Source organism: Curvibacter lanceolatus ATCC 14669, assembly GCF_000381265.1.
Lineage (GTDB): Bacteria > Pseudomonadota > Gammaproteobacteria > Burkholderiales > Burkholderiaceae_C > Curvibacter > Curvibacter lanceolatus.
In genome coordinates, this window is the sequence record NZ_KB906262.1 from 152,413 (window position 1) to 177,950 (window position 25,538).

At 69.4% G+C, this 25,538-nt stretch carries 21 protein-coding genes; 5 read left to right on the plus strand and 16 right to left on the minus strand.

The features are described from left to right. Positions 1 to 28 precede the first annotated feature (28 nt). The gene (locus F624_RS0118250) at positions 29 to 667 is read right to left on the minus strand and encodes a response regulator (protein WP_019575780.1); all 639 of its coding nucleotides are present in this window, start codon (positions 665 to 667) and stop codon (positions 29 to 31) included. A 5-nt stretch (positions 668 to 672) separates the two neighbouring features. Further along, positions 673 to 2,034 (minus strand): HAMP domain-containing sensor histidine kinase, encoded by a 1,362-nt coding sequence (locus F624_RS0118255; RefSeq protein ID WP_019575781.1) that lies wholly within the window; start codon positions 2,032 to 2,034, stop codon positions 673 to 675. 255 nt (positions 2,035 to 2,289) lie between these two features. Here F624_RS0118255 and F624_RS0118260 point away from each other — a divergent pair, with 255 nt between their 5' ends. After that, the gene (locus tag F624_RS0118260; RefSeq protein WP_019575782.1) at positions 2,290 to 4,398 is read left to right on the plus strand and encodes a TonB-dependent receptor family protein; all 2,109 of its coding nucleotides are present in this window, start codon (positions 2,290 to 2,292) and stop codon (positions 4,396 to 4,398) included. Positions 4,399 to 4,587: 189 nt separating this feature from the next. Here the strand turns inward: F624_RS0118260 and F624_RS0118265 are convergent, their stop codons facing one another. Continuing rightward, complete coding sequence (locus F624_RS0118265) at positions 4,588 to 6,339, minus strand: PQQ-dependent methanol/ethanol family dehydrogenase (protein WP_019575783.1); 1,752 nt, start codon at positions 6,337 to 6,339, stop codon at positions 4,588 to 4,590. A 514-nt stretch (positions 6,340 to 6,853) separates the two neighbouring features. Between F624_RS0118265 and F624_RS0118270 the strand changes: the two genes are divergently transcribed. Together F624_RS0118270 and F624_RS0118275 are read left to right on the plus strand one after the other, a co-directional pair. Next, the gene (locus F624_RS0118270) at positions 6,854 to 8,914 is read left to right on the plus strand and encodes a 4Fe-4S binding protein (RefSeq protein ID WP_425387319.1); all 2,061 of its coding nucleotides are present in this window, start codon (positions 6,854 to 6,856) and stop codon (positions 8,912 to 8,914) included. Further along, positions 8,911 to 9,933 (plus strand): FAD:protein FMN transferase, encoded by a 1,023-nt coding sequence (locus F624_RS0118275; protein WP_019575785.1) that lies wholly within the window; start codon positions 8,911 to 8,913, stop codon positions 9,931 to 9,933. Before F624_RS0118270 ends, F624_RS0118275 begins: the two co-directional genes overlap by 4 nt. A gap of 77 nt (positions 9,934 to 10,010) precedes the next feature. Here F624_RS0118275 and F624_RS0118280 read toward each other — a convergent pair whose 3' ends face one another. The 13 genes from F624_RS0118280 to F624_RS0118340 form a co-directional block, all read right to left on the minus strand. After that, the gene (locus tag F624_RS0118280; protein ID WP_019575786.1) at positions 10,011 to 12,602 is read right to left on the minus strand and encodes a TonB-dependent receptor; all 2,592 of its coding nucleotides are present in this window, start codon (positions 12,600 to 12,602) and stop codon (positions 10,011 to 10,013) included. A gap of 144 nt (positions 12,603 to 12,746) precedes the next feature. After that, positions 12,747 to 13,397, minus strand: a complete 651-nt coding sequence (locus F624_RS0118285; RefSeq protein ID WP_019575787.1) for a response regulator transcription factor — start codon at positions 13,395 to 13,397, stop codon at positions 12,747 to 12,749. After that, positions 13,394 to 14,356 carry a histidine kinase gene (locus F624_RS32625; RefSeq protein ID WP_019575788.1) on the minus strand — a complete coding sequence of 321 codons (963 nt, stop codon included), beginning with the start codon at positions 14,354 to 14,356 and terminating at the stop codon, positions 13,394 to 13,396. Before F624_RS32625 ends, F624_RS0118285 begins: the two co-directional genes overlap by 4 nt. Positions 14,357 to 14,367: 11 nt before the next feature. Beyond that, positions 14,368 to 15,375, minus strand: a complete 1,008-nt coding sequence (locus tag F624_RS0118295) for a tripartite tricarboxylate transporter substrate binding protein (RefSeq protein ID WP_019575789.1) — start codon at positions 15,373 to 15,375, stop codon at positions 14,368 to 14,370. Continuing rightward, positions 15,366 to 16,088 (minus strand): hypothetical protein, encoded by a 723-nt coding sequence (locus tag F624_RS0118300; protein WP_019575790.1) that lies wholly within the window; start codon positions 16,086 to 16,088, stop codon positions 15,366 to 15,368. Before F624_RS0118300 ends, F624_RS0118295 begins: the two co-directional genes overlap by 10 nt. A gap of 3 nt (positions 16,089 to 16,091) precedes the next feature. After that, the gene (locus F624_RS0118305; protein WP_019575791.1) at positions 16,092 to 16,586 is read right to left on the minus strand and encodes a hypothetical protein; all 495 of its coding nucleotides are present in this window, start codon (positions 16,584 to 16,586) and stop codon (positions 16,092 to 16,094) included. Beyond that, complete coding sequence (locus F624_RS0118310) at positions 16,583 to 17,194, minus strand: hypothetical protein (RefSeq protein ID WP_019575792.1); 612 nt, start codon at positions 17,192 to 17,194, stop codon at positions 16,583 to 16,585. The genes F624_RS0118305 and F624_RS0118310 overlap by 4 nt, the downstream gene beginning before the upstream one ends. Further along, positions 17,191 to 17,874 carry a MotA/TolQ/ExbB proton channel family protein gene (locus F624_RS0118315; protein WP_019575793.1) on the minus strand — a complete coding sequence of 228 codons (684 nt, stop codon included), beginning with the start codon at positions 17,872 to 17,874 and terminating at the stop codon, positions 17,191 to 17,193. Before F624_RS0118315 ends, F624_RS0118310 begins: the two co-directional genes overlap by 4 nt. Next, complete coding sequence (locus tag F624_RS0118320; RefSeq protein ID WP_019575794.1) at positions 17,871 to 18,698, minus strand: ABC transporter permease; 828 nt, start codon at positions 18,696 to 18,698, stop codon at positions 17,871 to 17,873. Before F624_RS0118320 ends, F624_RS0118315 begins: the two co-directional genes overlap by 4 nt. Then, complete coding sequence (locus tag F624_RS0118325; protein WP_019575795.1) at positions 18,695 to 19,861, minus strand: type 1 periplasmic-binding domain-containing protein; 1,167 nt, start codon at positions 19,859 to 19,861, stop codon at positions 18,695 to 18,697. Before F624_RS0118325 ends, F624_RS0118320 begins: the two co-directional genes overlap by 4 nt. Beyond that, positions 19,861 to 20,844 carry a PQQ-dependent catabolism-associated beta-propeller protein gene (locus F624_RS0118330; RefSeq protein WP_019575796.1) on the minus strand — a complete coding sequence of 328 codons (984 nt, stop codon included), beginning with the start codon at positions 20,842 to 20,844 and terminating at the stop codon, positions 19,861 to 19,863. The genes F624_RS0118325 and F624_RS0118330 overlap by 1 nt, the downstream gene beginning before the upstream one ends. 30 nt (positions 20,845 to 20,874) lie before the next feature. Then, positions 20,875 to 21,597, minus strand: coding sequence for an ATP-binding cassette domain-containing protein (locus F624_RS0118335; protein WP_031255459.1), 723 nt, complete (start codon positions 21,595 to 21,597; stop codon positions 20,875 to 20,877). Between the two features lie 267 nt (positions 21,598 to 21,864). Next, positions 21,865 to 23,946 carry a sigma-54-dependent Fis family transcriptional regulator gene (locus tag F624_RS0118340; RefSeq protein ID WP_019575798.1) on the minus strand — a complete coding sequence of 694 codons (2,082 nt, stop codon included), beginning with the start codon at positions 23,944 to 23,946 and terminating at the stop codon, positions 21,865 to 21,867. 238 nt (positions 23,947 to 24,184) lie between these two features. Between F624_RS0118340 and pedF the strand changes: the two genes are divergently transcribed. Both pedF and F624_RS0118350 read left to right on the plus strand, forming a co-directional pair. After that, positions 24,185 to 24,676: a cytochrome c-550 PedF gene (gene pedF, locus F624_RS0118345; protein WP_043426201.1), complete on the plus strand. Its 492-nt coding sequence runs from the start codon at positions 24,185 to 24,187 to the stop codon at positions 24,674 to 24,676. Then, positions 24,673 to 25,512, plus strand: a complete 840-nt coding sequence (locus F624_RS0118350; RefSeq protein ID WP_019575800.1) for a substrate-binding periplasmic protein — start codon at positions 24,673 to 24,675, stop codon at positions 25,510 to 25,512. Before pedF ends, F624_RS0118350 begins: the two co-directional genes overlap by 4 nt. Positions 25,513 to 25,538: the final 26 nt, after the last annotated feature.

Here is a 25,538-nt window from a genome sequence, read left to right on the forward strand (position 1 = left end):
TTTCCCTGGGGCCTGCCGGTGGTGTGGCTCAGCTGCCCACGTCGATCAGCCCATGGCGCAGGGCCAGCAGGGTCATTTCGGCCTGGTTGCTCAGGCCCAGCTTCTGTTTCACGTTGTAGAGGTGGGTGCCCACGGTGGAGGCGCTGAGCTTCAGGGCCTCCGAGATCTGGGCCACCGACTGGCCATGCGCCAGCTGCATGAAGACCTCGAACTCGCGGGCCGACAGCTGGCCCAAGGGGCCCAGCGGCCCTTGCGGTCCACCGTCCAGGTCCTGCATGGCCATGCGCTGGGCGATGGCGGCGTCCAGGTAGCGCTGGCCGCGGGCGATGCTGCGCAAGGCGTCGATCAGGGCCTCGGGCGCGCTGCGTTTGGACAGGTAGCCCAGGGCCCCGGCCTGCAGGGCGCGGCGCGGGTGGCTGGTGTCCTCATGGGCCGACAGCGCCAGGATGCGCAGCTGCGGCTGGTGCGCCAGCAGCCGCTTGATGGCTTCCAGCCCCCCCATGCCGGCCATGGACAGGTCCATCACCACCACATCAGGCGCAGCGGCGGCCACGCCCTGGCAGGCGGCCTCGCCGCTGTCGGCCTCGGCCACCACCTCGATGTCGGGCTCGGCCTGCAGCAGCAGCTTGAATCCCATGCGGACCACGGCGTGGTCATCCACCAGCATCACCCTCACGCGCCATCTCCCTTCAGGCCCGCGCGGGGCAGCCGGGCGCGCAAGGCCAGGCCGCCCGTGGGGCGTTGTTCAAACACCAGCTCGCCGCCCAGGGCCTGGGCGCGTTCGCGCATGCCGGCCACGCCGTAGTGGCGCGGCGCGTGCAGGGCGTCCAGCTGCCCCTGCCCGTCGTCGGCCACCCACAGCAGCACGCTTTGTGCCTGCACCGTCACCGCCACCTCGATGTGCCGGGCCTGGGCGTGGCGCTGCGCGTTGGTCACGGCCTCCTGCACGATGCGGTACACGGCGCTGGCGCTGGCTTCGTCCAGGCTGTCCAACGGCCCCTCCAGGCGCAGCGACAGCGGGATCTGCGGGTGGCTCAGGCGCCAGTCGCCCAGCAGGTCTTGCAAGGCGTCACTGAGGCCGAAGGGCTCCAGTGCCAAGGGCCGCAGGCGGGCCACCAGCCGGTGCATGCCTTCGTAGATGTGGTCGGCGCAGCTCAGCACCAGTTGGGCCGACTGGTTCAGTGCCGGGTCGCCGGGGCCGATGCGGCGCTGGATGGTCAGGCCTGCGCTCTTGATGGCCGTGATCTGCTGGCCCAGTTCGTCGTGCAGCTCGCGGGCGATGGCGCCGCGCTCTTCTTCGATGCGGGCATGCACCAGCTGCGCCAGTTCGCGGCTCTCGGCCAGGGCCTGGCGGGCCTCCTGGGCGGCGCGTTGGGCCTCGGCCTTGTCCTGCACCGCCTGGGCCATGCGGTTGAAGGCCTGGGCCACCAGGCGCGGCTCGTGCCCGCCGCGCTCGGGCAGGCGGATCGCGTAGTGCCCGCCCTCCATGGCGCGCAGGCCCTCGGCCACCTGTTGCAGCGGCTTCAGGGCGCGCCCCATCAGGGCCCACACCGCGGCATTGGCCAGGGCAAAGCCGGCCAGCACCCCGCCCAGCGTGGGCAGCAGGTCGTCCCAGCCGTCGAGCACCGCGCGAGAAGGGTCGGCATACAGCACGATGCGGCCGCTGGGCAGGGCAATCTCACGCGGGGCCAGGGGCGGCGACACCAGCCGGGTGTACCAGCCCGGGGCCTCGCGCCCGGGCTTGTAGGGCGAGGGGGGCGAACGGTACAGCTGCTGGCCCAGCGCATCAAACAGCTGGATGTCGTTGGCGCGCACCCGGCCCACGCCATTGAGGAACTCGCGCATGCCGTCCAGGCCGCCATAGCCATATACCCAGTTCACCCGGCCCAGCAACTGGCTGGCCACCACGTTGGCGCCCTCCACCTCGTCGCGCACGCTGCGCCGGGTGTTGTCGATCTGCAGGCCCACCAGCAGCGAAGCCATCAGACCCAGCAGCACGGTGATGATCAGGTTCACTTGCAGGCGCAGGCTCATGGGGGCGCGCTCCGGGTGGGGCAGGGGGCGGGGTTCGGCATATCGCTGATGCTAGCGCCCATGGGCACTCGGGTTTGCCCGTAGCGGCGGCCATTTCATGAAAATCATGAGCCCCAAATACAGATCCCACCGATGGCGTCGGGGGCGCCGATTGCGCACACTGGGTTCCCAAGCAGCGGGCTGTCTCCGCTGCATGGCCTTCACCGATTGTTGAACCTGCCCATGTCCTCTTTTTGCCCGCCCCCTCATCTTCTGTTGCCCTCCCGATTTCGTTGCACGGCCACGGCCGGTGCCGCTCTGTGCTGCTGCCTGCTGGCGGGTGGCGCTGCCGCGCAAAGCCTGTCCGATGTGGTGGTCTCGGCCAGCCGCGCCGAGCAGAAGATCATGGACACCGCGGCCTCGGTCAACCTGGTGTCGCGCGATCAGATCCAGGAGGGCCAGGCCCAGGCCAACCTGTCGGAGTCTTTGGTGCGGGTGCCGGGCCTGTACGCGCTCAACCGCCAGAACTACGCGCAGGATCTGCAGATCTCCTCACGCGGCTTTGGCGCCAACTCCACCTTCGGCGCGCGCGGCCTGCGCATCCTGGTGGACGGCATCCCCGGCACCGTGGCCGACGGCCAGGGCCAGATCTCGCACATCGACCTGGCCTCGGCCGACCACATCGAGGTTTTGCGCGGGCCGTTCTCGGTGCTGTATGGCAATGCCTCGGGCGGCGTGATCAGCGTCTTCACCGAAAAAGGCCAGCCCGGCCTGCAGCTCACGCCCTACTTTGAAACCGGCTCCTACGGCCTGCGCAAGTACGGCCTCAAGGCCACGGGCGAGCAGGGCGGCATCAACTACGTGCTCAACACCGGCAAGCTCGAAAGCACCGGCTACCGCCAGCACAGCGCGGCCACGCGCGACAACACCAATGCCAAGCTGGGCTTCACGCTCCCCACCGGCACCCAGGTGCAGCTGGTGGCCAACCAGGTTGACCTGAGCGCGCAAGACCCGCTGGGCCTGACCGCCACCCAGCTGCGGCAGAACCGCACCCAGCCCGGCAACTTTGCCCTGGCCTACGACACCCGCAAGACGATGCGCCAGACCCAGGGCGGCATGGTGCTCACCCACGCCTTCGATGCCAGCAACAGCCTGGTGATCTCGCCCTACTACGGCGAGCGCAAGACGCAGCAGTTTCTCGCCGGCTCGGCGCTCACGGGGGCCACGCCGGCCACCAACGGCGTGATCAACCTGGCCCGCACCTTCTATGGGCTGGACCTGCACTGGCAGCAGAAGACCACGCTGGCCGGCCTGCCGCTGCAGTGGGTGGCCGGCCTGGACAGCAACCGCAACAATGACCGCCGCCTGACCGCCAACAACGTGGCCGGCCAGGCCCAGCCCAGCACGGCCAGCAACCAGGACCTGAGCCAGTACGCCAGCAACCTCGACACCTACCTGCAGGCCGAACTGCGCCTGGGCGAGCGCGACACCGTGAGCGCCGGCCTGCGCCACTCCAGCACCGAGCTGGGTTCGCAAAGCAACAACAAGCAGCCCGGCACCGGCCTGAGCCGCTTCCGCGCCACCACCGGCATGCTGTCGTGGCAGCACTACCTGCGCGACGACACCAACGTCTATGTGTCGTATGGCAGCGGCTTTGACACCCCCACGTTGAACCAGCTGGCCTACACCCCGGCCGCACTGATCAACAGCAGCGTGGCCAACACCGGCAACTTCAGCCTGCAGGCGGCCAGCACGCATCAGATCGAACTGGGCCTGAAGACCGAGCTGGCCCAGGGCGTGCGCGGGCAGGCCGCGCTGTTCTCGTCCAAGACCAGCAACGACATCGTGATCGCAGCCAGCAACAGTGGCCGCACCGCCTTCATGAACGCGCCGCGCACCCGCCGACAGGGCTTCGAGCTCAGCCTGGCGGCCGAGCTGCCGTGGCAGCTGCGCTCCAACACGGCGCTGAGCTTTTTGAGCGCCACGGTCGACCAGGCCTACACCAGCTACGCCGCGGCCACCCCGGTGCTGATCGCCGCCGGCCGGCGTCTGCCCGGCGTGCCCGCGCGCAGCCTGTTCACCGAACTGGTCTGGCAAAAGGCCGACCGGGCCTGGGAGGCCGGCGTCGAGGCCCGCCTGGTGGGCAACATGGCGGCCTCCGATGCCAACACCGCGTTCGCGGGCGGCTACGGCGTGCTCAATGCGCGCGTGGTGGCACGCCAGCAAGTGGGGGCCTGGCAGCTCACCGAGTTCCTGCGGGTCGACAACCTGGCCGACCGGCCCTACGTGGGCTCGCTCATCGTCAACCAGGCCAACAGCCAGTTCTACGAACCGGCCCCGGGGCGCAACTGGGTGATGGGCGTGAAGGCCGTGCTGAAGTTCTGAGTCGGAGTGCTGATGACCCGCCTGTGTGCCCATGGAAAATGCCCCCCCCACACTCCCTCGCTGCGCGTGGTCGCTGCCCCCCATGGGGGTTTTTTCATCTTGGGGCGGCCCGGCGATGAAAAACGCCGCGGCGGGCCCCGGAGATCGGGGCCCGCCGCGGCGCGGGTGGCACAGGCTTGGCAGCCCGGCTTACTTGGTGTCAGCCAGCTTGAACACCCACACGCTGCCGCCTTGCTCCAGGAAGTTCACGCGCTTGGCCACGTCGCCGCCCCACAGCGGCACCGCACCACCCCAGCCCGAGACCACGGCCACAAACTGCTGGCCGTCCTTCTGCCAGGTGACCGGGGGGGCCACCACGCCCGAGCCGGTCTGGAACTGCCACACCACCTTGCCGGTCTTGGCATCGGCGGCCTTCAGGAAGCCCTCCGGCGTGCCCCAGAACACCAGGTTGCCGGCGGTGGTCATCACGCCACCCCACAGCGGGGCGTTGTTCTTGACTTCCCACATGATCTTGCCGCTCTTCGGGTCCACCGCGCGCAGCGCGCCGATGTAGTCCTCGTTGAGGGGCTTGATGGTGAAGCCGGCACCCAGGTAGGCCGCGCCCTTCTTGTAGGCGATGGGCTCGTTCCAGATCTCCATGCCCCATTCGTTGGCGGGCACGTAGAACATCTTGGTGTCCGGGCTGTAGGCCATGGGCATCTGGTTCTTGCCGCCCAGGAAGCCGGGGGCGGCGAACACGGCGCTGCCCTTCTTGCCGTCGGCGCCGGCGGTCGGGTCGCCCGGGCGGTTTTCTGGCACGAAGTTCGGGCGGCCGGTCTTCAGATCGATGCCATTGGCCCAGGTGGTCTTGCGCACGAAGGGGAACGCGTTGATCAGCTTGCCGGTGGTGGCGTCGTTCACATAGAAGTAGCCGTTGCGGTCGGCCTTGCCGCCCACGCGCTTGCCGTCCATGTCGAAGGTGATGAATTCATTCACCCCGTCGAAATCCCAGGAATCATTCGGCGTGTTCTGGTAGTGCCACTTGATCTGGCCGGTCTTCACGTCGATGGCCACGGTGGAGCTGGAGAACAGGTTGTCACCCTTGCGCAGGTGGCTGTTCCAGGGCGCGGGGTTGCCAGCGCCGAAGTAGGCCAGGCCGGTGCGCTTGTCGTAAGTGCCGCCCAGCCAGGTGGCTGCGCCGCCGGTTTTCCAGAGGTCGCCAGGCCAGCTCTTGTTGGTCTCGCCCGAGATGCCGTTTTCGGTGGCCTTGCCGTCCTTGTCGTAGGTGTAGCCCATGTGGCCTTCCACCGTGGGGCGGGTCCAGACCAGGCGGCCGGTCTTGGCATCGCGCGCTTCGACGCGGCCCACCACGCCGAACTCACCGCCCGACACACCGGTCAGCAGCAGGCCGTTGGCCACGATGGGGGCGGCCGTGGCCGAGTAGCCGGCGCGGTAGTCGTCGATCTTTTCCTTCCAGACCACTTCGCCGTTGTCCTGGTTCAGGGCCACCAGCTGGGCGTCCAGCGTGGCGAAGATCACCAGGTTGTCGAACAGGGCGGCGCCGCGGTTGACCACGTCGCAGCAGGGCATGATGCCTTCGGGCAGGCGGTGCTCGTACTTCCAGAGCTTCTGGCCGGTGGCGGCATCCAGTGCGTAGATGCGCGAGTAAGAGGCCGTGACAAACATTTTGCCGTTGTGGATCACCGGCTGTGACTCCTGGCCGCGCTGCTTCTCGCCGCCAAAGGAGAAGCTCCACGCCGGCACCAGGCGCTTCACCGTGTCGGTGTTCACCTGCTTGAGCGGCGAGTAGCGCTGGCCCTCGTTGCCCATGCCCCAGGTCAACACCTCCTTGGTGTCGCCGGCGGCGTTGTCCACCATCTCCTGCGTCACCACGGCATGTGCTGCCTGGTTGCCGACGCCCATGCCCACGGCCATCAAAGCGGCCAACAATTTCAGTTTCATCTTGATCTCCTCGTTGTACTCATCCTGGGTGAAACGACATGTACCCGGCGGCCTTCTCCGCAATATGCGTACCAGTCCTTTCACGCTCGGCGAGCGGCGCTTTCGGCTCCGTGGAAACCCGGGGGGTGCGGGCCCGAAACCTGCATTGAAAACCGCGATTGCTGATCGTGACCAGGCCTCGGAATGCGGGATTTTTTCCCTTGCAGAACGGGATTTTCAGAGGGGTGGCCCCTTGGGGGGCGGCCAGGTTCGGTGTGGACCTGCAGAGACGCCGGCAGGGTGCGGTGCAGCATGACAAAGAGCCCCTCCAGGGCTCCGTGAATACCCGGAGAGCTGTACCAGAATGAATCGATGGCCTTGTCGCGACTGTTGCAGTCGTCCGCGTGTCACAGCCGCCGTGGCGGGTCTGTCGCGCTCCGTGAAAACCCGCAACCCTGTTGCCTGGAGGGGGCTGTGGCCCTGGCTTGCCAGCCTGTTGCTGTGGGCCCTGGCCAGCCTGGCCCAGGCCGGCGTGATGGACCGCGCCGCGATGGAGAAGGCCTTTCCCTCGCCCCTCATCGTGGGTGAGAAGGCGAGCGACCTGCCGGTCTGGCCCATCCTCAAGCAAGACGCCACCGCGACCCCGGTGGTGGCCTATGCCTTCGAGTCGATCGACCTGGCGCCCCTGCCCGGGTTCTCGGGCACGCCCTTCAACCTGCTGGTGCTGCTCGATGCCAAGGGCCGTTTCATGGATGTGCGTGTGCTGTCGCAGCACGAGCCGGTGTTTCTCGACGGCCTGGGCGAGGCGCCCATGCATGCCTTCGTCGAGCAGTACAAGGGCCTGTCGCTGACGCAGAACATCCGCATCGGTGCGCCGCAGGGCCGGGGTGATCGCTCGGGCAGCAACGTCAGCATCGACGGGGTGGCCAAGGCCACGGCCTCGGTGCGCATCCTCAACCAGTCGTTGCTGTCGGCCTCGCTGAAGGTGGCGCGTGCCCGTCTCGGCTTTGGCGAGGGGCGCGACCCCGATCTGATCGCCCACATCCGCCCCGGCGTGTTCCAGCCGCTGGACTGGGCTGGCCTGCAGAAGGCGGGGCTGGTGGTGAGCCGGCGCTTTCTCAACCGCGACATCGAGCAGGCTTTTGCCGGCACCGTGGGTGAGGGCCAGGATGCCCAGGCCCTGGCCCGCCCCGAGGAACGCTTTGTCGACCTGCACTTTGCCTGGCTCAGTGTGCCGGCCGTGGGGCGCAACCTGCTGAGCCCGGCCGACTGGGAGGCCCTGAACCGCAGCATCGAGCCCGGCGACCACGCCTTGCTGCTGCTGGCCGAGGGGCGCTATTCGATGCTGGGTGACGACTTTGTGCGCGGTGCCGTGCCCGATCGCCTGACCCTGCAGCAGCAGAAGCTGCCGCTGGAGATGCGCGACCTCGACACCGACCTGAAGCAGCCCCTGCACCTGCCTGAGGCCTTGAAGGGCGCGGAGTGGCGGGTGTTCCGCGTCATCGGTGCGGCCGGGCTGGACCCGGCCCAGCCGCTCGATTTCGGCCTGCAGGTCACGCGCAGCAAGGGCGCCATCTACCCCGAGAAGGTGCGGCGCAGCTTCGACTTCTCCGTGCGCCTGCCCGAGGCCTACGTGGAGGCCGGGGCCAGCGACAGCAAGACCTGGCACAGCATCTGGATCAGCCGCGCCTGGGAGCTGGCCGTGCTGGTGCTGGCCCTGGCGGTGCTGGCGGTGGTGCTGAGCCGCCCCGAGCGCCTGAGCCGGCACCCGCAGCGCCTGCGCTGGTTTCGCAACGGCTACCTGCTGTTCACCCTGGGCTTCATCGGCTGGTTTGCCCAGGGGCAGCTGTCCGTCGTCAACCTGACGGCCCTGCTGCAGGCGCTGCTGGCGCGGCGCAGCCTGGACTTCTTCCTGTACGACCCCATGACCGTGTCGCTGTGGGCCTTTGTGGCGCTGAGCTTTGTGCTGTGGGGGCGCGGCACCTTCTGCGGCTGGCTGTGCCCCTTCGGCGCCCTGCAGGACCTGAGCAGCCAGCTGGCGCGGCGCCTGGGCCTGCGGGCGCGCAAGGTGCCCGAGCGCTGGGACGCCCGGCTCAAGCGCGTCAAGCACGTCGTGCTGATCGTCATCCTGCTGAGCGCCTGCCTGTCGGTGACCTGGACCGATCGCCTGGTCGAGGTCGAGCCCTTCAAGACCAGCATCACGCTCAACTTCGTGCGGGCCTGGCCTTATGTGCTGCGGGCATTGGCGCTGGTGGGCTTCAGCGCCTTTTTCTACAAGGGCTATTGCCGCTACCTGTGCCCGCTGGGGGCGGGCATGGTCTGGCTCGGGCGGCTGCGCCGCTTCGACTGGATCGCGCGGCGCAGCGAGTGCGGCCAACCCTGCCAGCGCTGCCGCAGCGATTGCGCCTACCAGGCCATCGAGCGCAGCGGCCGGGTGGACTACGACGAGTGCTTTCAGTGCCTGGACTGCGTGGTGATCTATGAGAGCGACAGCTTGTGCGTGCCCCGCATCCAGCAGCAACGCCAATCGGGCCGCGCCCGCGTGATCCGCGTGATCCCTTTGCAGCCGATGTCGATTCAGGAGGAGACAACATGAACAAGCGCGTTTTCTTGCAGACCAGCCTGGGGCTGGGGGCCACCGGCATGCTGGGCCGGGCCTTTGGCGCCGAGCGGCGGGCGCCGCGCCGCTTTGCCAGCGATCTGGCGCTGGAGGGCCTGGTCTGGCGAGACCGTTCCATGGTGGCCTTGGGCACCGTGCTGTCCTTGCGGGTGGCCCACCGCGACGGCGAGCAGGCCGACGCGGCGCTGGACGCGGCGGTGGCCACGCTGCACCACATCGAGTCGCAGATGAGCCTGTTCCTGCCCGACAGTGCCTTGCGCCGCCTGAACCGCCACGGGCGGCTGCGCCAGCCCGATGCCGACCTGCTGCAGGTGCTGCAGTTGGCGCAGCAGGTGTCGGCACGCAGCCAGGGCAGTTTCGATGTGACGGTGCAGCCCCTGTGGGAGGCCTTCGAGTCGGCCGGCCGAGAGGGGCAGTTGCCCAGCGCCCAGGCCGTGTCGGAGGCGCGTGCCAAGGTCGACTGGCGTCAACTGCAGCTGGACCCGCAGCAGATCAGCCTGGGCGTGCCGGGCATGGCCGTCACCCTCAACGGCATTGCCCAGGGCTACGCGGCCGACCGGGTGCGCGCCACCTTGCGCGAGCACGGCATCGAGCATGCCCTGATCAACACCGGCGAATGGGCCGCCCTGGGCCGGCCCAATGCGCAGCGCGGCTGGGTGCTGGGCATTGCCAACCCGCGCGACGAAAGCGCCATGCTGACCCGGCTGGCCCTGGGTGGGCGCTGCATCGCCACCTCGGCCGACAACCAGACCACCTTCAGCGCTGACCGCCGGCATCACCACATCTTCGATCCGCACACCGGCTACTCCCCCACCGGGCTGGCCGCCGTCACCGTGGCCGCGTCCACGTGCGCGCTGGCCGATGCCCTGACCAAGGTGATGTTCGTGGCCGGCTTCGAGGGCGCCCTGCAACTGGCCCCGCAATGGGCGGTGGATGTGCTGGTGGTCGACAAGTCGGGCCGCTGGCAGGCCACGCCGGGTCTGGTGCAGGTGTGAGCCTGAGCTGAACCGGCCCCATCGACGGCATGCTCGTCGGGCCGCGACGGCGGCCTTTTCGACTGCGCCCAGGCCCCTCAGTTCGTGGCGCGCCCCCCGAAGGTATACGTCAAGCTGACCCACAGGGCGCGCGGCGCGGCCGGGGTGATGAACTGCTGGCTGGCCAGGGTGTAGACGCTGCGCAGGCCCGACATGCCGTAGGTGGCATAGGTCTTGTTCAGGGCATTGCTCAGGTGGGCGTTGAGTTGCAGCTCCGGGCTGAGGCGCCAGTGGGCGTCGAGGTTGAGCACGCCGTAGCCTGGTACCGTGCCGCCCGGGGTCTGGTTGCTTTCGTTGCCGTGGGCGATCTGCGAGGCCGCCAGGATCAGTTGGCTGCCCAGCACCAGGCTGGCGCTGGCCTGGTAGCTGGCGCGCAGCTTCAGGGTCTGGCGGGCGATGCCCGGGATCCGGTTGCCGCTGACCACGTTCTGGCCGCTGGCCGTGGTGAAGGGGGTGCGGTAGCGGGCATCGACCAGGCCGTAGTCGGCCGCCAGCGTCAGGTCCTTGAAGCGGGTCTGGGCGCCCAGCTCCAGCCCGCGGCGTTCGGTGTTGCCCACGTTGGCAAAGTAGCCCAGCGAAGAGGAGGTGGCGATGAACTGGATGTCGTTGCTCAGCCGGGTGTCATAGACAGCGGCGTTCCAGCGGCTGGATTCGCCCAGGCGGCCGCGGGCGCCGAACTCGACCGTCTTGGCCACCACGGGCTTGAGGTCGGGGTCGCCATTGAAGCCGGTGGGCAGGGCGCAGGGGCTCTTGGGGTCGGCGCAGGACAGCTCGATCGAGGTGGGCGCCCGCATGGCTTCGCTGTACTGGCCGAACACCCCGGTGCTGCGGTCCAGCGGGTAGTTGAAGCCGAACGAGGGGTTGAAGCGCTGGTAGTGGTGCTTGCCATTCAGGCTGTGCGACTCGGGCCCGGCCACCGCTCCGGCCGGGATGCCATTGGCCGAGGGCTTGGCGCCACTGGCGGTGGTGTTCGAGTATGGGTAGGCGCCGAGGTAGGCGGGGTTGTAGTAGCTGACGCCACTGACCGTGTCGGTCCAGCTGTAGCCGCCGTCGTCGTTGAGGTACTGGTTGCTGGTGCCGCTCTGGTTGAGGATGGTGGCATTGAAGCTGCCGGCGGCCGTCAGGCTCAGGCGCTCGCTGGCCTGCCAGGTGTTGCTCAGGTAGGTGCTGAACTGGTGGGTGGTGGAGACCAGGTTCACCGAACCCAGCACATTGGAGCCGCTGAAGCTCAAGGGGTTGCTGGCCGAGGGGGCCTTGCCGTCGGCGGTGAAGCCATAGCTCTGGTTGGGGGCCTGCACGGTCTGGTAGTCGACCAGGCGGGCCAGGGTGCGGGTCTGGTCGTAGGTGATGCGCGCGCTGTCCCAGCTGGCACCGATCTGCAGGGTGTTGTCGCGCCCCAGGCGTTGCTGGAAGTCGGACCACTGCACGCTGCTGCCCCAGCCCTGCTGCCGCGTCAGCGATTCGACCACGCTGGTGTTGATGCTGCTGGTCCAGCGGGCAAAGCCCAAGCCCTGGGCGGCGGCCGAGGTGACGGCATTGGTGGCCGTGCCGTGGGGGGCCTTGTTGCCGCATTTGGGGCTGCCTCCCGACAGGGCCAGGCTGCCATCGTCGTTGAGGCAGCCGTCGTCGAGCTCGGCATTGCTGTTCACGTTGCGGCTGCGCCCCTGACGCAGGTAGAACTGGCCGCTGATCTGCTGCTCATCACTGAGCCAGTGGCTGCCTTTGAGCTTGGCCATGAACAGCTGGTTGGCCGTGCTGTCGGGCCAGGTGTAGGCGGCGCTGGGGTTGGCCATCATGTCCATGGGCAGGGCCTGGGTGCCGTTGAGCACGGTGTCGGCCGCGGTCAGCGACAACTCCAGCCGCGTTTTGCCGCCGTTGCCCTGCCAGCGGGTCTTGCCGAACAGCTGGCGCACCTCGGAGCTCGAGTGGCTGCGAAAGCCGGCCTGCTGGTCCCAGTTGCCGGCGATGAAGTGGTCGGTGCCCAGCGCCGCATCGGCCCAGCCGGTCTCGAAGCGCAAGGCTTTGCGCTGGAACGAGCCGCCCTGGGCGGTGATCGAGGTGCCGGCGTTGTCCTGGCCGTTCTTGGTGTTGACCACCAGGGCCCCGCCCAGGGTGTTGAGCCCGAACAGCGGGTTGGAGCCCGGCAGCACATCCACGCCCGCGATGGCGTTCACGGGGATCAGGTCCCAGTTGACGATGGAGCCGAAGGGCTCGTTCATGCGCACGCCGTCGAAGTAGACCGACAGGCCCACCGGTGCGCCCAGCAGGGACGAGGCCTGGAAGCCGCGGTAGTTCACATCGTTCTGGTAGGGGCTGCCGCTGCCATTGCTCACGCTGACCGAGCCCAGGTTGTTGTTGAGCAGCTCGGCCAGGTTGCTCACGCCCTGGGCCTCGGCCTCCTGGCCTGTGATCTTCTGGGCATTGGCCGGCACCTGCGCCAGCGGCACGCCGATGCCATCGATGGGCGTGCTGCCCACCACGTTGACGGTGCTCAGCTGGGCCACCTCCAGGGTGTCGGCGGCCCAGGCCAGCGATTGAAAGCCCAGGGCGCACAGGGCCGAAGTCAGCACACGCAGGCGCAGGGGGCGGGAGGCTTGAAAGGGGCGTTGGGGCAGGCGCAGGGTGTTCACGGCGGTTCTCTTTGTTGTGGGGCCTGGGTCGCTCGCCTCTTGAAAAACGGCGGGCGCCAGGCGGCTTGTCTCCAGGGCTGAAAGTTAGCGCCGTGCGCTCTCACGGCCCAGGGAAAAATTCCCGCGCTGCCCCTCGGCCCGGGCTCAGATGGCGCTGGCCGTCATGGCGCCAGAGATCAGGCCCTGCTGCAGTGCCAGGTGCACCAGCGCGGCCGAGGTGCTGACCTGCAGCTTCTCCTTCACCAGGGTCTGCACATTGGCCACCGTCTTGGGGCTGAGCTTGAGCAGCTCGGCGCATTCGGCGGCGCTGCGCCCTTCGGCCAGCAGGCGGAACACGCTGAACTCGCGCGGGCTCAGGCTGGCCAGCTGGTCGTCGCAGGGCGCGGCCTCGCGCAGCAGGCTGGGCGGCAGGTCGGGGCTCAGGTAGCGCTGGCCCTGGCGCAGGGCGCGCACGGCGGCGATCAGGCTCTCGGGCTCGGCGTTCTTGCTGACAAAGCCACGCGCCCCTTCCTGCAAGGCGCGCCGCACCACATGCGGCGAGTCGTGCATGCTGAACACCAGCACGCAGGCCTCGGCCTGGCGGGCCCGCATGCGGCGCAGGGCGTCCAGGCCGCTGGCGCCGGGCAGCGAGAGGTCGGTGATGCTGAGGTCGGGCTGCTCGCGCACAAAGGCGGCGTAGCCGCTGTCAGCGTCGGCGCACTCGGCCACCACGCTCAGATCGCTCTCCTGCTCCAGCAGGCGGCGGTAGCCGGCGCGCACCACGGGGTGGTCGTCGATGAGCAGGATGCGGATCATGCGGCGCGCTCCGCGGGCAGGGTGACGTGGATGCGCAGTCCGCCCGTGGCCGCGCTGTCGAACTGCAACTCGCCTTGCAGGGCCGCCACGCGTTCGCGCATGCCGGCCAGGCCGAAGCCCGTTCGGGGCGGGGCCGCGCTTTCATCGTTGGCCGCGCCGGGCAGGCCGCAGCCGTTGTCTTCGATCTGCAACTGCAAGGGCTGGTGGGGCCAGCGCGCCGCCTGCAGGGTCACGCAGGCCTCGTCGGCACCGGCGTGGCGGGCGATGTTGGTCAGGCCCTCCTGCACCAGGCGGAACAGGGTCACGGCCACGGCGTCGTCCAGGGGCTGCTCGGGCAGCTGGGTGTGCAGCCGGCAGGCCACGCCGGTCTGCGCCTCCCAGCCTTCGCACAGCTCGTGCAGGGCGGCTTCCAGGCCCAGACTGTCCAGGCTGTGCGGGCGCAGGCGCACCAGCAGCTCGCGCACCAGGCCGTACAGGTGCTCGGCACTGCGGGCGATGCGCTGGGCGCCCTGGCGCACGGCCTCTGGCGCCTCGGGCCGGTTCAGCAGCCGGGCCTCGATGCGGATGGCGGTGCAGCCCTGGCCGAACTCGTCGTGCAGCTCGCGCGCGATGCTGCGCCGCTCGGCCTCCTGCACGCGGATCAGCTGGCGCGCCAGGTGTTGGTTGTGGGTCAGCAGTTCGGCAATGCGCTGCTCGGCGGCGGCGCGCTCGGCCAGCATGGCGCGCAGCTCACGCAGGCGTCGCCCGGCAAACCACACCAGGCCCAGTGACAGCAGCAGCAGGCCCAGGGGCCATTCGTCGAGCTGCCAGCGTTCATGGCGTTGGGCAAAGCGTGAGAAATGCTCGAACCAGTTGCCCTGCACCGAGGCGGCCCAGCCCAGCAGCACGCAGGCGCCCATGATCAGCAGGTCGCGCTGCCAGCGGGGCGGGCGGGGGGCGGGGGGCAGGTGCTTGGGCATGGTGTGGCTCCTCAGGCGTTGGGCGCGATCAGGCCCTGGCGCTCGGCCTGGCGGCGCTCCAGGGCGTAGGCCTGGGCCATGGAGCGGCCATAGTCGGCCGGCCCCAGGTAGGCGGGCTCCTGGTCGTACTTGGCCAGTTCGGCCAGGTGGCGCGGGTGGAACAGCGCGGCCTTGAAGGCGGCGTGCAGGCGTTGCACCAGCTCGGGCGCCATGCCGCGCGGCCCCACCAGGCCGTAGGGCGAGGTGGCCACGATGGGGTAGCCCAGCTCTTTGAGCGTGGGCACCTGGGGCCAGCGCCGGGTGCGGGCCTCGCTGAAGGTGACCAGCAGGCGCAGGCGCCCGCTGTCCACATAGGGGGCAAAGCCGTTCGAATTGACGCCCACCATCACCTGGCCGGCGGCCACGGCCAGCATCTGCTCGGCCGTGCCCTTGTAGGGCACGTGGATGTAGCGCAGGCCCTGCTCGCTCAGCAGCTCTTCCATCACGACATGGGGGGTGGTGCCGTTGCCGTTGGTGGCCACCGAGAGTTCGCCCGGGTGCTGGCGCGCAAAGTCGAGCAGGTCGCCCAGGTGGCGCAGCGGGCTGTTGCTGGCCACCAGGATGCCGAAGGTGACCCCGCTGATCTGCAGGATGGGCGTGGTGTCGCGGATCGGGTCCCAGGTCACCTTCTGCAGAAAGGGGATGCGGAACACCGGCTGCGGCATCTGGGCCAGCACGCTGCCGTCGGCCGGGGCCTGTTGCAGCAGGGGCATGGCCAGGCTGCCCCCGGCGCCGGGGCGGTTCTCGATGATGATTTTCTGGCCCAGTTGCTGGCCCGCCAGCTCGGCCAGCATGCGCAGCGTGACGTCGGTGGCGCCGCCGGCGGGCCAGGGCACGTAGAGCGTGATCACGCCGGGGTTGCCGGGCTGGGCCTGGGCGGGCCGGCTGGCCAGCAGCGGGCTCAGGGCGGCCAGCAGGGCGTGGCGGCGCGAGAAGGGGGCGTGGGTGGGGACGCGGGTGGGGGCGGGGCTCAGGGCCATGATTGCAGATCCAGGGTGAGGGTGCCGCCCGTGACAAAGCTGGAGGCGGTGTGTTCTTCGCGGCTCAGGCGCACCAGGCCCACCCCGGGGCAGTACCACTCGCGGGTGATCAGGGGCAGGTCTTTCCAGCCCGTGGCGGCGTCCACATAGAGGTGCAGGGCCGCCACGCCCTGCACGCGCAGGCAGTGCTCGAAGCGGCCGGCCCCCGTGTCCACGGCTTCGTCGGTGGCCTCGATGCGGTAGACCATGGGCACGGCCGGGTGGGTGTGACGGATCTCGGGCGGAAACTGCTGGGCCCGCTCCAGCAGGTAGGGGGCGGTGTCGGCCTGCCAGCTGGTGCCCACGCTCAGGGGCTGTTTGAGCACGTAGCGGCGGGTGGCGTCCGGCGTGTAGAACTCGTCGAGCTCGAAGCGGCTGGCCACGCGGTAGGTGCCGCTGTCGTCGCTGCGCAGCCAGTAGTGCATGCCGTCGTCGCTGTAGCGGTGCCAGGCGGGCTCATCGTCGAGGCGGTCTTGGCCCAGGTTGTCCAGGCGCAGGCTGCGTTGGCTGCGCTGGCCGTTGTCACGTTCGGTGGTCTCGGTGTAGGTCCAGTGCTGGCCGCTGGCCAGCGGAAAGTAGTCGCTGCTGGCGGGCGCGCGGTCGCAGCCTGCCACCAGCACGGACAGGGCCAGGGCGCAGCAGATCAGCACGGCAGGGGCAAGGCGCAGCGACATGGCTCACTTCTCCGGCAACTGCGGCTTGGGCATGTCGCGCAGCTTCACCACCTGCTCGTCGCTGCCCGGGCGCAGCCACGACAGACCGGGGCGGCCGCGCTGCGGCTCCAGCGTGCCGAGTTGGCTCACGCCTTCGCGCACCTTTTTCAGCGAGTCGTTGAGCAAGGCATGCAGGTCCTTGGTGTAGGGCAGGCGGTAGGCGCGCGGCTGGGCCTGGGGGCGGCCGTTCTCCACCGCGTTGACCCACAGGTACAGGGCACCGGGGTTGCGCTGGGTGGGCTCCTCGATGGCGGCGGCCAGCAGCTGGAAGCGCTCGGGCAGGCGGTGGGGGCTGGGCCAGCCGGCGATGTTGTTCACCTCGTCGTGGGCGAAGAAGTAGAAGACGGTCACGCCCAGCAGCAGCGCGGCCTTGAGCCAGGCCGGCCAGTGCGACCAGAGCAGGGCCAGGGCGCACAGCAGGGCCAGCACGGCGGCGCCGAGTTCGATGGCGAGGGTCATAGGCGTTCCACCAGGGTCTTGGGCAGGTTGTTGATGTGGGCCACGCTGCCGTCGGGCAGCAGGGTGAAGCGCACGGCGGTCACCTCGTCGCCGGGGCGCATGAGCTTCAGGCTGCCGTAGAACACCACCTCGGCGCGCGGGTTGACCTTGAGCACCGAGACCGTCGCATCCACCGGCTGGCCGTTGCGGGTTTCGTAGTACTGCAGGTTGACCGTGTACTCGCCCGGGGCGATGCCGCGCAGGGTGACCACCTCCTGGTTCAGCGGGTTGACCACCTGGCGGCCATTGACGGTGATGACGTCGTTGGACATGCCGCGGTCATCGCGGTCCAGGTGCATCAGGCCGGCCTCGCGGTTGCGGAACCAGACCAGCTTGCCGCCCGGATCCTGCACCCAGGTGTCGAGGTCGTTGGGGTTCAGGTCGGGCCACGACACGGTGATCACGTACTCGGCCTTGGAGGGGATGTCGCCGGCCTTCAGGGCCTTGGGGTTCATGACCAGCAAGGCGATCAGAAAGCAGAACACGAAGGCGATCAGCATGTTGAACAACATGTCGTAGAACGGGTCGACCTCTTGCTCGCGCGCGCGGCGCCGGTGGCGCAGGCTCATGGCACGCCCGCCTGGTGATGCTGCGGGTGGCGGCTCAGCCCGTGGCGCTGGCAATCGGCCACCAGCCTGTCGGCGTAGCGGTCGAGCCGGGTCAGCTGCAGACCCAGCAGGATGTTGGCCACCAGCCCCACCATGGTGGTCAGCAGGGCCACGCCCAGGCCGGTGGTCAGGCTTTTGAGCAACTCGCTGGACTGGCTGGCGTCCAGGCTTTGCAACTGGCCGATGTTCAGCGCCAGGATGCAAAAGCCGATCACCTTGCCCAGCAGGCCCAGCTTGAGCTGGATGCCGTTGACCCACCAGGCCGTGCCATGCGGGCCATGGCTGTGCTCCAGCAGCACCTCCAGCGCGGTGGCGGCATCGCCGCCGGGTTGCCGGCAGGCCAGCCAGTAGTCATGGGCCCAGCCCTGGCCGGGGCTGCCGGGGCGCAGGCTGGCCTCCAGGGCCTGGCGCTGCGCCTGCAAGGCCTTGGCGCGGCTGCCGCACCAGGCGGTGCTGCAGGCGAACACCGCCAAGATGACCAGGGTCAGGCCGGTGGGGTCGGCATGCAGCAGCAGGGCCCACACGCCGCGCACCCCGAGCAGCCAGGTGCCGAACACCAGCAGGCCACCCAGGGCCAGCCATTCGAGCCACAGGGGCTCGGCCAGGGCCGGGCTGCGGCGCAGAGGGCGCCACGGGCTCATGCGCCCCCCCCGCGCTTGCTGAGCGCGCCAAAGCCGCGCTGCGGGTCGTAGCCCCAGCAGGCCAGCACAAAGCACAGCGCGCCGGTGCCCAGCACCACCCAGGGCGAGGCGCCCGCGTCCTGGCCGTAGAAGGCGAAGCGGATCCACTCCACGGCGTGGGTGAAGGGGTTGAAGCGCGCCACCTGGTACACCCATTCGGCGCCCGACTCCTGCAGCTTCCACATCGGGTACAGCGCGGTGGACATGAAATACATCGGGAAGATGACGAAGTTCATGGTGCCGGCGAAGTTCTCGAGCTGCTTGATGTGCACGCTCAGCAGCAGGCCCAGCGCACCCAGCATCAGGGCGGCGCTGCTGCTGGCCAGCAGCACGGCGGGCAGCTGCGGGCCCCACAGCGGCAGCGGCGTGCCCAGGGCCCAGGCGATCAGCACAAAGCACAGGGCCTGCAGCAGCGACAGCACGGCGGTGGCGGCCAGCTTGCAGGCCAGCACCCACCAGCGGGGCAGCGGGGCCACCAGCAGCAGGCGCATCAGGCCCATTTCGCGGTCGTAGACCATGGCCAGCGAGGACTGCATGCCGTTGAACAGCATCACCATCCCGATCAGGCCGGGGGCGATGTAGACGTCGTACGGGATGTAGGTGGAATAGGGCTCGACGATGGCCACCCCGAACACATTGCGAAAGCCCGCGGCAAACACCGCCAGCCACAGCAGCGGCCGCACCAGGGCCGAGGCCAGGCGCCCGCGCTGGCGCGAGAACTTGAGCAGCTCGCGCCAGACGATGGCGCGCATGGCCTGCAGCAGGTGATGCAGCGACAGGCTCATGGCTGCCCCTTGCAGAGCTTTTCGGGCTCGTCGGCGCCCAGGGTGTCGAGCGCATTGCGCGGGTGCAGCACGCCCTCGGCCGGGGCCAGCGCCTGCACACCCTGGCCGTCGCTGAGCAGCAGGGGCTGGCGCAGCTGCCGGTCCCAGGGCCGGAACTGCAGGGCCACGCCCTTGGCGCCGTCCACGCTGACCGAGCCCAGGGCCTGGCGCAGCGCCTGGGCGTCGGTCTGGCGTTGCGTGAGGGCGGCGTTGGCCAGGGCCCGGCCGGCCACCCAGCCTGCCCAGTCGGTGGCCTGCATGGCGCGCCCGGTGGCCTTCTGGAAGCGGCGCGACAGTTGCGGTGCGCCATAGCGTTCGTACTGGGCCTGCCATTCCAGGGCCACCACGCCACCATCGCCCACCACCGGGCGTGGGCTGGCGCTGTTGAAGGGCAGGCTGCGGGCGAACTCGCCCTCGCTGTCCACCACCCAGACCACGTCGTAGGCCAGGCCACCGGTGAGCAGCAAGGGGTTGGCCAGTTGGCGCTCGCGCGGGTCGGTGGAGAGCTTGAAGGGGCGCTGGGCCACCAGCTTCAGGCCGTAGCGCTGGAGGGCCTGCTGGGCGATCTGGCTGCGTGCGGCGTCGTCCGGGGCGCTGCCGCTGAGCAGCAGCACCTGGCCCCACTTGCGGCTGGCCAGGGCCTGGGCCAGGGCGTCGGCGCGCATGCGCTCGCTGGCGATCAGGTGGAACAGCTGGGGCAGGCAGTCGCGCTCGCGCAGGGCCTGGTCGCGCGCGCCGAGGTTGAGCACCGGCAGCTTGACGGCGCCGGCCACGGCGCGCACCCAGTCGGCCGGCAGGTCGAGCAGCAGGGCCTGGGCGCCGGCCTTCTCGGCCTGGCGGGCGGCCTCGCGGGCGGCCTCCAGGCTGGGGCTGGCTTCGGTCTGCAGCTTGAGCGTGGTCTGGGCGGCCTGGGTTTCGAACTGGGCGTCTTCCAGGCCCAGGGCGATGGCGGCCTTGAGCGAGCCGCCGCTGTGGCCCGGGTAGGCGCGTTCCAACTGTTGTCGCTGCCAGGCCGGCGGGTCGGCCTGTTCGATCAGGGTGAGCTTCCAGGCGGCGGCCTGGCTGGCCGTGGCGGCCAGGGCCAGTGCCGTGGCGATCAGGCTTCGGTGAAAGGCGGCGCGCATCAGTACAGCACCACGGTGTGGGGCACGCGCCCGACGGGCACGCTCTTCAAGGCCCGTGCGGCCTTCACGTCGACCACGGTGAGGTCGTCCGACAGGCCGTTGACCACGTACAGGCGCGATTCGTCCTGGCTCAAGGCCAGGCCCCAGGCGCGCCGGCCCACCAGCACGCGCTCGGTGATCTGGCGGCTCGCCACATCGATGAAGGCCACATGGTTGGCCCGGCCCATGGCCACGTAGGCGCGCTTTCCGTCGCGCCCGATCAGCAGGCCCACCGGGGTGATGTCGCTGGCGCGGGCGCCCTTCAGGTCCAGTGTCAGGGTGTGCACGACCTTTTGCTCGGCGGTCGAGATGATGCTGATGCTGGCGCCCAGCTCGTTGCTGACCCACAGCTCCTTGCCGTCCGGGCTCAGGGCCATGCGGCGCGGGCGCTGGCCCACGGCAATGGTCTTGACCAGCTTGCGGCTGGCGGTGTCGATCACGTGCACGCTGTTGGCCACCTCGGAGGTGACATACACCGTCCTGCCGTCGGCCGACACCTTCACCCCCTCGGGCTCGCGGCCCACCGGCACGCTGGCCACGATCTTGCGGCTGGCCGCGTCGATGATGCTGAGCGCCGCATCGTCTTCGTTGGACACGTAGAAGGTGCGGCCGTCGGGTGAGAGGTCGAAGATCTCGGGGTCGTCGCTCAGGGGGATGCGGTCCACCGATGTCAGGCTGCGCAGGTCGATCACGTCGGCCGCGGCGCTGTCGCTGCAGGCCACCAGCAACTGCTGCCGGTTGGCGCTGAGCTGCATGTGGCGCGGGCGCTTGCAGGTGGGGATGGGCGCCTGCAGCTGCAGGTCGGCCAGGCGGATGACGGTGATGGCGTTGTCCTTCTCGCTGGACACCAGGGCCAGGGTCTGGGCCTGGGCGGCGCCGTGCAGCAGCCCGGCCAGGGCCAGGGCTGACAGCCAGCGGGTGGGGGAAAACAGAGCGTGGGGCATGGCGTTCAAGGGGCTAGAGCGGTGCGGCGTTCAGCCGCGGGCGGCGGTGCGCCGGATGAAGCCGGCTTCCAGGGTGTCGGCGCCCAGGGCCTGGGTGACCTCGGCCGGGCTGCCGTCGGCCACCAACTGGCCCTGGTGCAGCACCAGCACGCGGTCGGCCTGGGCGGCTTCCTCGACCCAGTGGGTGGCCCACAGCACGCTGGTGCCGCGCTGGGCCACGTCCTGGCGCACGGTGCGCAGCAGGTCGTGGCGCGAGGGTGGGTCCAGGCCCACGGTGGCCTCGTCCATCAGCAGCAGGCCGGGGCGGTGCAGCAGGGCACGCACCAGCTCCACCTTGCGCCGGGTGCCGCCCGAGAGCTCGCGCACCGGGCGGTCCAGGTCTTTGTCCAGGCCCAGGCCGGGCGCATCGCTGGCGATGCGCTCACGGCACAGGGCGCGCGGCAGGCCATGCAGGTCGCCATGGAACAGCAGGTTCTGGCGCACGCTCAGGTCCAGGTCGAGCGACTGCTGCTGGAACACCACGCCGATGCGGGCCAGGGCGCGCGCGGCGGCGTGGCGCAGGTTCAGACCATCGACCTCGATGTCGCCGCTGTCGGGCATGAACAGGCCGGTGAGCAACTGGAACAGGGTCGACTTGCCGGCGCCATTGGGCCCCAGCAGCACGCAGAACTGGCCGCCGGCCAGCGTCAGCCCCAGTTGTTGGAGGGCTTGGCGAGAGCCATAGCTTTTGCTGAGGTGGCGCACGGAGAGCATGGCGGGGTGGGTGTCTTGGCTGGCGGGTTGCAGAGGCTGGGTGTTCTGCAAAGCCCGTGCCGAAAGCCCCGCGAAGGGGGGCTTGTAGGGGTTTTCAGGGGGGCGTTGGTGCCGGGGGGGCGCCTCAGCCCCCGGGACGCAGGGCCATCGGTGCGGGTGAGGCGGAACAGAGCAGGCGGCGTGGTGTTGTGCAACGGTGTTGCATCTCCGAGGTGTGACACCGGTGCTCCATCGGTGTCACGCCGGGCCCTGGTTTTCCCCAGGGGGTCAGGCGGGCCGGTCGCCCACGGCCTTGAGCTTGCGGTAGATGGTGTTGCGGCTGATGTTGAGGCGCTTGGCGGCCTCGGTCACATTGCCGTTGCAGGCGGCCAGGGTCTGGCGGATGGTGCTGAGCTTGAGTTCGTGCAGCACTTCGCCCAGCGAGGCGGTGTCTCCGCCCGCGCTCTGCAGCGGCAGGGTGGGGGTGGCCCCGGCGGCTTGGCCGCTCTGGGCACCCTGGCCGGTCTGACGTTGGCCGCGCGCGCTGCTCAGGTCTTCGAGGAAGTCCATGGGCAGGTGCACGCGGGTGATCTCGCGGTCGGTGCCGGCCATCACGCAGGCGGTGCGCAGCACGTTGTGCAGCTGACGCAGGTTGCCCGGCCAGGCGTAGGCCTCGAACTCGGCCAGCAGCTCTTCGCTGATGCCCAAGGGGTGTTGGGGCGAGAGTTGGCTGATCAGGCGCCGGCACACCACGCGCAGGTCGGTGCGTTCGCACAGGCGGGGCAGGCGCACGGCCAGGCCGTTGATGCGGTAGTACAGGTCTTCGCGGAACTCGCCGCGCTCGATCATCTCGCGCAGGTTGCGGTGGGTGGCGCAGACCAGGTTGATGTCCACGTCGTGGGCTTTCTGCCCGCCCAGCGGCACCACCTTGCGCTCTTGCAGCACGCGCAGCAGGCGGGCCTGCAGCGACAGCGGCATGTCGCCGATCTCATCAAGGAACAGCGTGCCGCCATGGGCCTGCAGCAGCTTGCCGGCCGAGCCGCGGCGCTTGGCACCGGTGAAGGCGCCCTCTTCGTAGCCGAACAGCTCGGACTCGATCAGCGTCTCGGGGATGGAGGCGCAGTTGACGGCCACAAAGGCCTGGTCCTTGCGCTGGCTGGCGCCGTGCAGGGCCGAGGCCAGCACCTCTTTGCCGGTGCCGGTTTCGCCCAGGATCAGGATCGGGATGTCGCGGTCGAGCACGCGCCGCACCTGGTCGACCACCTGGGCCAGTCGGGCATCGCCGCGCGCCAGTTCGTTCAGGTCGGGGGCGTGGCGTGCCGCCGTGGCCGCGCGTGTAGAGGGTGTTGCAGCGGGGGCCTCGGGGGCCGGGCTGGCAGGCGTGGCGTGGGCGCGGGCTTCGCTGGCGCGGGTCTGGCCGAAGTGGAAGTGCTGGCCCAGCGAGGCGTCGTTGCACTGGGCCCGGGCATAGAGCATGCGGCCATCGGGCAGGCGCATCTGCAAGGGGGCCATGCTGTGGCTGCGCAGGCGGTCCATCAGGGCGCCGAAGTCCATGCCGAACACCACGCGCACGCCCTGGATGCGGGCCGCCGCGCTGCTGGTGCCCAGCAGTTGCAGGCCGGCGCGGTTCACGCCCAGGATCTTGCCGTCGGCGCTCAGCGCGATCACGCCCTCGACCATGGTGCCGATCAGCTCGGGGCGGAAGTGGAAGTGCAGGCGCAGGTTGCGGCTGAAGTTGTCGCAGAACCAGTAGTTCTCGATGGTGCGCGCGGCCACCCGCACCAGGGCCATGGTGTGGGGGTGGAAGCTGTAGTGTTCGCCGGTGACATCGAGCACGCCGATCACGCCGCCCGAGTGGTCCATGATGGGCGAGGCCGAGCAGGTGAGCACGTGGTTGGACTGGATGTAGTGCTCGTTGGCGTGAACAAAGATGTCGCGCTCGGTGACCAGGGCGGTGCCGACCGCGTTCGTGCCCTTGGCGGCTTCGGACCAGCTGACCCCGGGGCGCAGCGCCACGCGCTCGGCAAAATCGACCGAGCCACTGTGGCCCGCCGACATCAGGATGGTGCCCTTGTCGTCGGCCAGGCACACGATGTTGCCGGTGCCGCTGACCTGCTCCAGCAGCATCTCCATCACTGGCAGGGCCTGGGCCTGCAGCCGGGCACAGCGCTCCTGGGCCAGCTTGAAGTCGGCCAGGGTCTCCATCGTGTAGTCGATGTGGTCACGCGGGTTGAGGCCCAGCTCCAGGCAGCGGTCGTGCGAATCACGGATCACGCTTTCGTGGGGTTCGGCCAGGGGGGCCAGGTCGCTGCTCATCGTGGCGCGCACAGGGGCAAAGCTGCGCAGCTCGTGGGGCACAAGGGGTTTCATCGCGTTTGTCTCCTGCAGCCCTGGGGGCTGTCATTTGTCGTTGTTCAACTCGCTCAAGAGGCTTGGCTAGCAAATCCTGGTCCAGCGTCACAGATTGGAGCAACGGCCTGCCACGCTATAGCGCAAGGGGGTGCATGTCATGCGGAGTTGTCCTAGGGGGCGGTGCGAGGGTACGGGGCTTGGCATGCGCTTTGCTGACAAGTGCCTACCGCTTATCAACAAAAAACCCGGAGACACCATGAAACCGACTTCCATTTTCTGCCGCCCTTTGCGCTGGGCCGGTGCCCTGCTGCTGGCCTTGAGCAGCCTGGCGCACGCCCACGGCGATGTCACCCCCCAGGCGGTGGACACCGGCAACCTGCCCAAGCTGGGTGAGGAGTGGCGGGTGGACAACCCCTACAGCAAGAACCCCGAGGCGATCCGCATCGGCGCCTCGGGCTTCAACCAGAACTGCGCCCGCTGCCATGGCCTGGAGGCCATCTCGGGCGGCATCGCGCCCGACCTGCGGCATCTGGATGACGACTGCGCTTCCATCCGCGACGCCAAGAAGCAGCAGGCCTGCCTGCGCGATGTCAATGACTGGTTCGTGGGGCATTTTCGCCATGGTGTGACCCGCAATGGCGCGGTCTACATGCCGGGCTTTGAGGGCATCCTGTCGCAGGAGGCGGCCTGGGCCATCAAGACCTACCTGGAATCGTTGCGCGTCAAACCCCTGGCGGAGGCCAAGTGATTGCCCGCCGCAGCCTGTTGAAGGCCTCGGCGGCCCTGGCGGCCGCCCCGCTGGCCTGGCCGGCCCAGGCCCAGGAGGAATCCGCCTGGGCGCGCATCCAGGCGCGCGGGGTGCTGTCGGTGGCGATCTACAACGACAACCCGCCCTTCAACGTCAAAGGCAAGGGCATCGATGCCGAGTTGGCGCGCCTGCTGGCCGCCCAGCTGGGGCTCAAGCTGAACCTGCTGCCTTTCGACGCCGACGAAAAAATGGGCGACGACCTGCGCAACATGGTCTGGAAAGGCCATTACCTGGGCTACGGCCCGGCCGATGTGCTGCTGCATGTGCCGGTGGACAAGCCCCTGATGGACGCCGAGCGCCAGGTGCTGATCTTCGGGCCCTATTACCGCGAGCGGGTGGTGATGGCGCGTCGGCTGGACCGGCTGCCCGATCTGGAGAGCCTGGCCGCCCTCAAGGGCCACAAGGTGGCCGTGGCCGGGCAATCGCTGGCCGGCTGGTTGCTGATCGGCGCCGACCAGGGGGCCTACCGCGATCTGTTGACCACCCATTTGCCCGATGGCACGGCGGCAGCCCGGCTGCTGCGCGATGGCGAGGTGGATGCGGCGGCGGGACAGGCCTCCGAGCTGTACTCGGTGCTGGGCGACGACAAGCGCTTCTTCATCGAGGCCCTGCCCATGCCCCGCGCCCCGCGTGACGGTTGGGCCGTGGGCATGGCCGTCAAGAAGCCCTCGGTTGAATTGGCGCAGGCCCTGCAGGCCGCGCTCAATGCCGTGGTGGCGGACGGGCGGCTGGCCAAGGCCTTTGCCGCGGCCCAGGTGCCCTGGCAGGCGCCTTGAGCACGGGAACAAGCGCTTAGACCGCT

Coding starts and splice junctions, on each gene's coding strand:
- F624_RS0118250 (WP_019575780.1), bottom strand. CDS start 667: ATGCTGGTGGATGACCACGCCGTGGTCCGCATGGGATTCAAGCTGCTG.
- F624_RS0118255 (WP_019575781.1), bottom strand. CDS start 2,034: ATGAGCCTGCGCCTGCAAGTGAACCTGATCATCACCGTGCTGCTGGGT.
- F624_RS0118265 (WP_019575783.1), bottom strand. CDS start 6,339: ATGAAACTGAAATTGTTGGCCGCTTTGATGGCCGTGGGCATGGGCGTC.
- F624_RS0118270 (WP_425387319.1), top strand. CDS start 6,854: ATGGACCGCGCCGCGATGGAGAAGGCCTTTCCCTCGCCCCTCATCGTG.
- F624_RS0118275 (WP_019575785.1), top strand. CDS start 8,911: ATGAACAAGCGCGTTTTCTTGCAGACCAGCCTGGGGCTGGGGGCCACC.
- F624_RS0118285 (WP_019575787.1), bottom strand. CDS start 13,397: ATGATCCGCATCCTGCTCATCGACGACCACCCCGTGGTGCGCGCCGGC.
- F624_RS32625 (WP_019575788.1), bottom strand. CDS start 14,356: ATGCCCAAGCACCTGCCCCCCGCCCCCCGCCCGCCCCGCTGGCAGCGC.
- F624_RS0118295 (WP_019575789.1), bottom strand. CDS start 15,375: ATGGCCCTGAGCCCCGCCCCCACCCGCGTCCCCACCCACGCCCCCTTC.
- F624_RS0118300 (WP_019575790.1), bottom strand. CDS start 16,088: ATGTCGCTGCGCCTTGCCCCTGCCGTGCTGATCTGCTGCGCCCTGGCC.
- F624_RS0118305 (WP_019575791.1), bottom strand. CDS start 16,586: ATGACCCTCGCCATCGAACTCGGCGCCGCCGTGCTGGCCCTGCTGTGC.
- F624_RS0118310 (WP_019575792.1), bottom strand. CDS start 17,194: ATGAGCCTGCGCCACCGGCGCCGCGCGCGCGAGCAAGAGGTCGACCCG.
- F624_RS0118315 (WP_019575793.1), bottom strand. CDS start 17,874: ATGAGCCCGTGGCGCCCTCTGCGCCGCAGCCCGGCCCTGGCCGAGCCC.
- F624_RS0118320 (WP_019575794.1), bottom strand. CDS start 18,698: ATGAGCCTGTCGCTGCATCACCTGCTGCAGGCCATGCGCGCCATCGTC.
- F624_RS0118325 (WP_019575795.1), bottom strand. CDS start 19,861: ATGCGCGCCGCCTTTCACCGAAGCCTGATCGCCACGGCACTGGCCCTG.
- F624_RS0118330 (WP_019575796.1), bottom strand. CDS start 20,844: ATGCCCCACGCTCTGTTTTCCCCCACCCGCTGGCTGTCAGCCCTGGCC.
- F624_RS0118335 (WP_031255459.1), bottom strand. CDS start 21,597: ATGCTCTCCGTGCGCCACCTCAGCAAAAGCTATGGCTCTCGCCAAGCC.
- F624_RS0118340 (WP_019575798.1), bottom strand. CDS start 23,946: ATGAAACCCCTTGTGCCCCACGAGCTGCGCAGCTTTGCCCCTGTGCGC.
- pedF (WP_043426201.1), top strand. CDS start 24,185: ATGAAACCGACTTCCATTTTCTGCCGCCCTTTGCGCTGGGCCGGTGCC.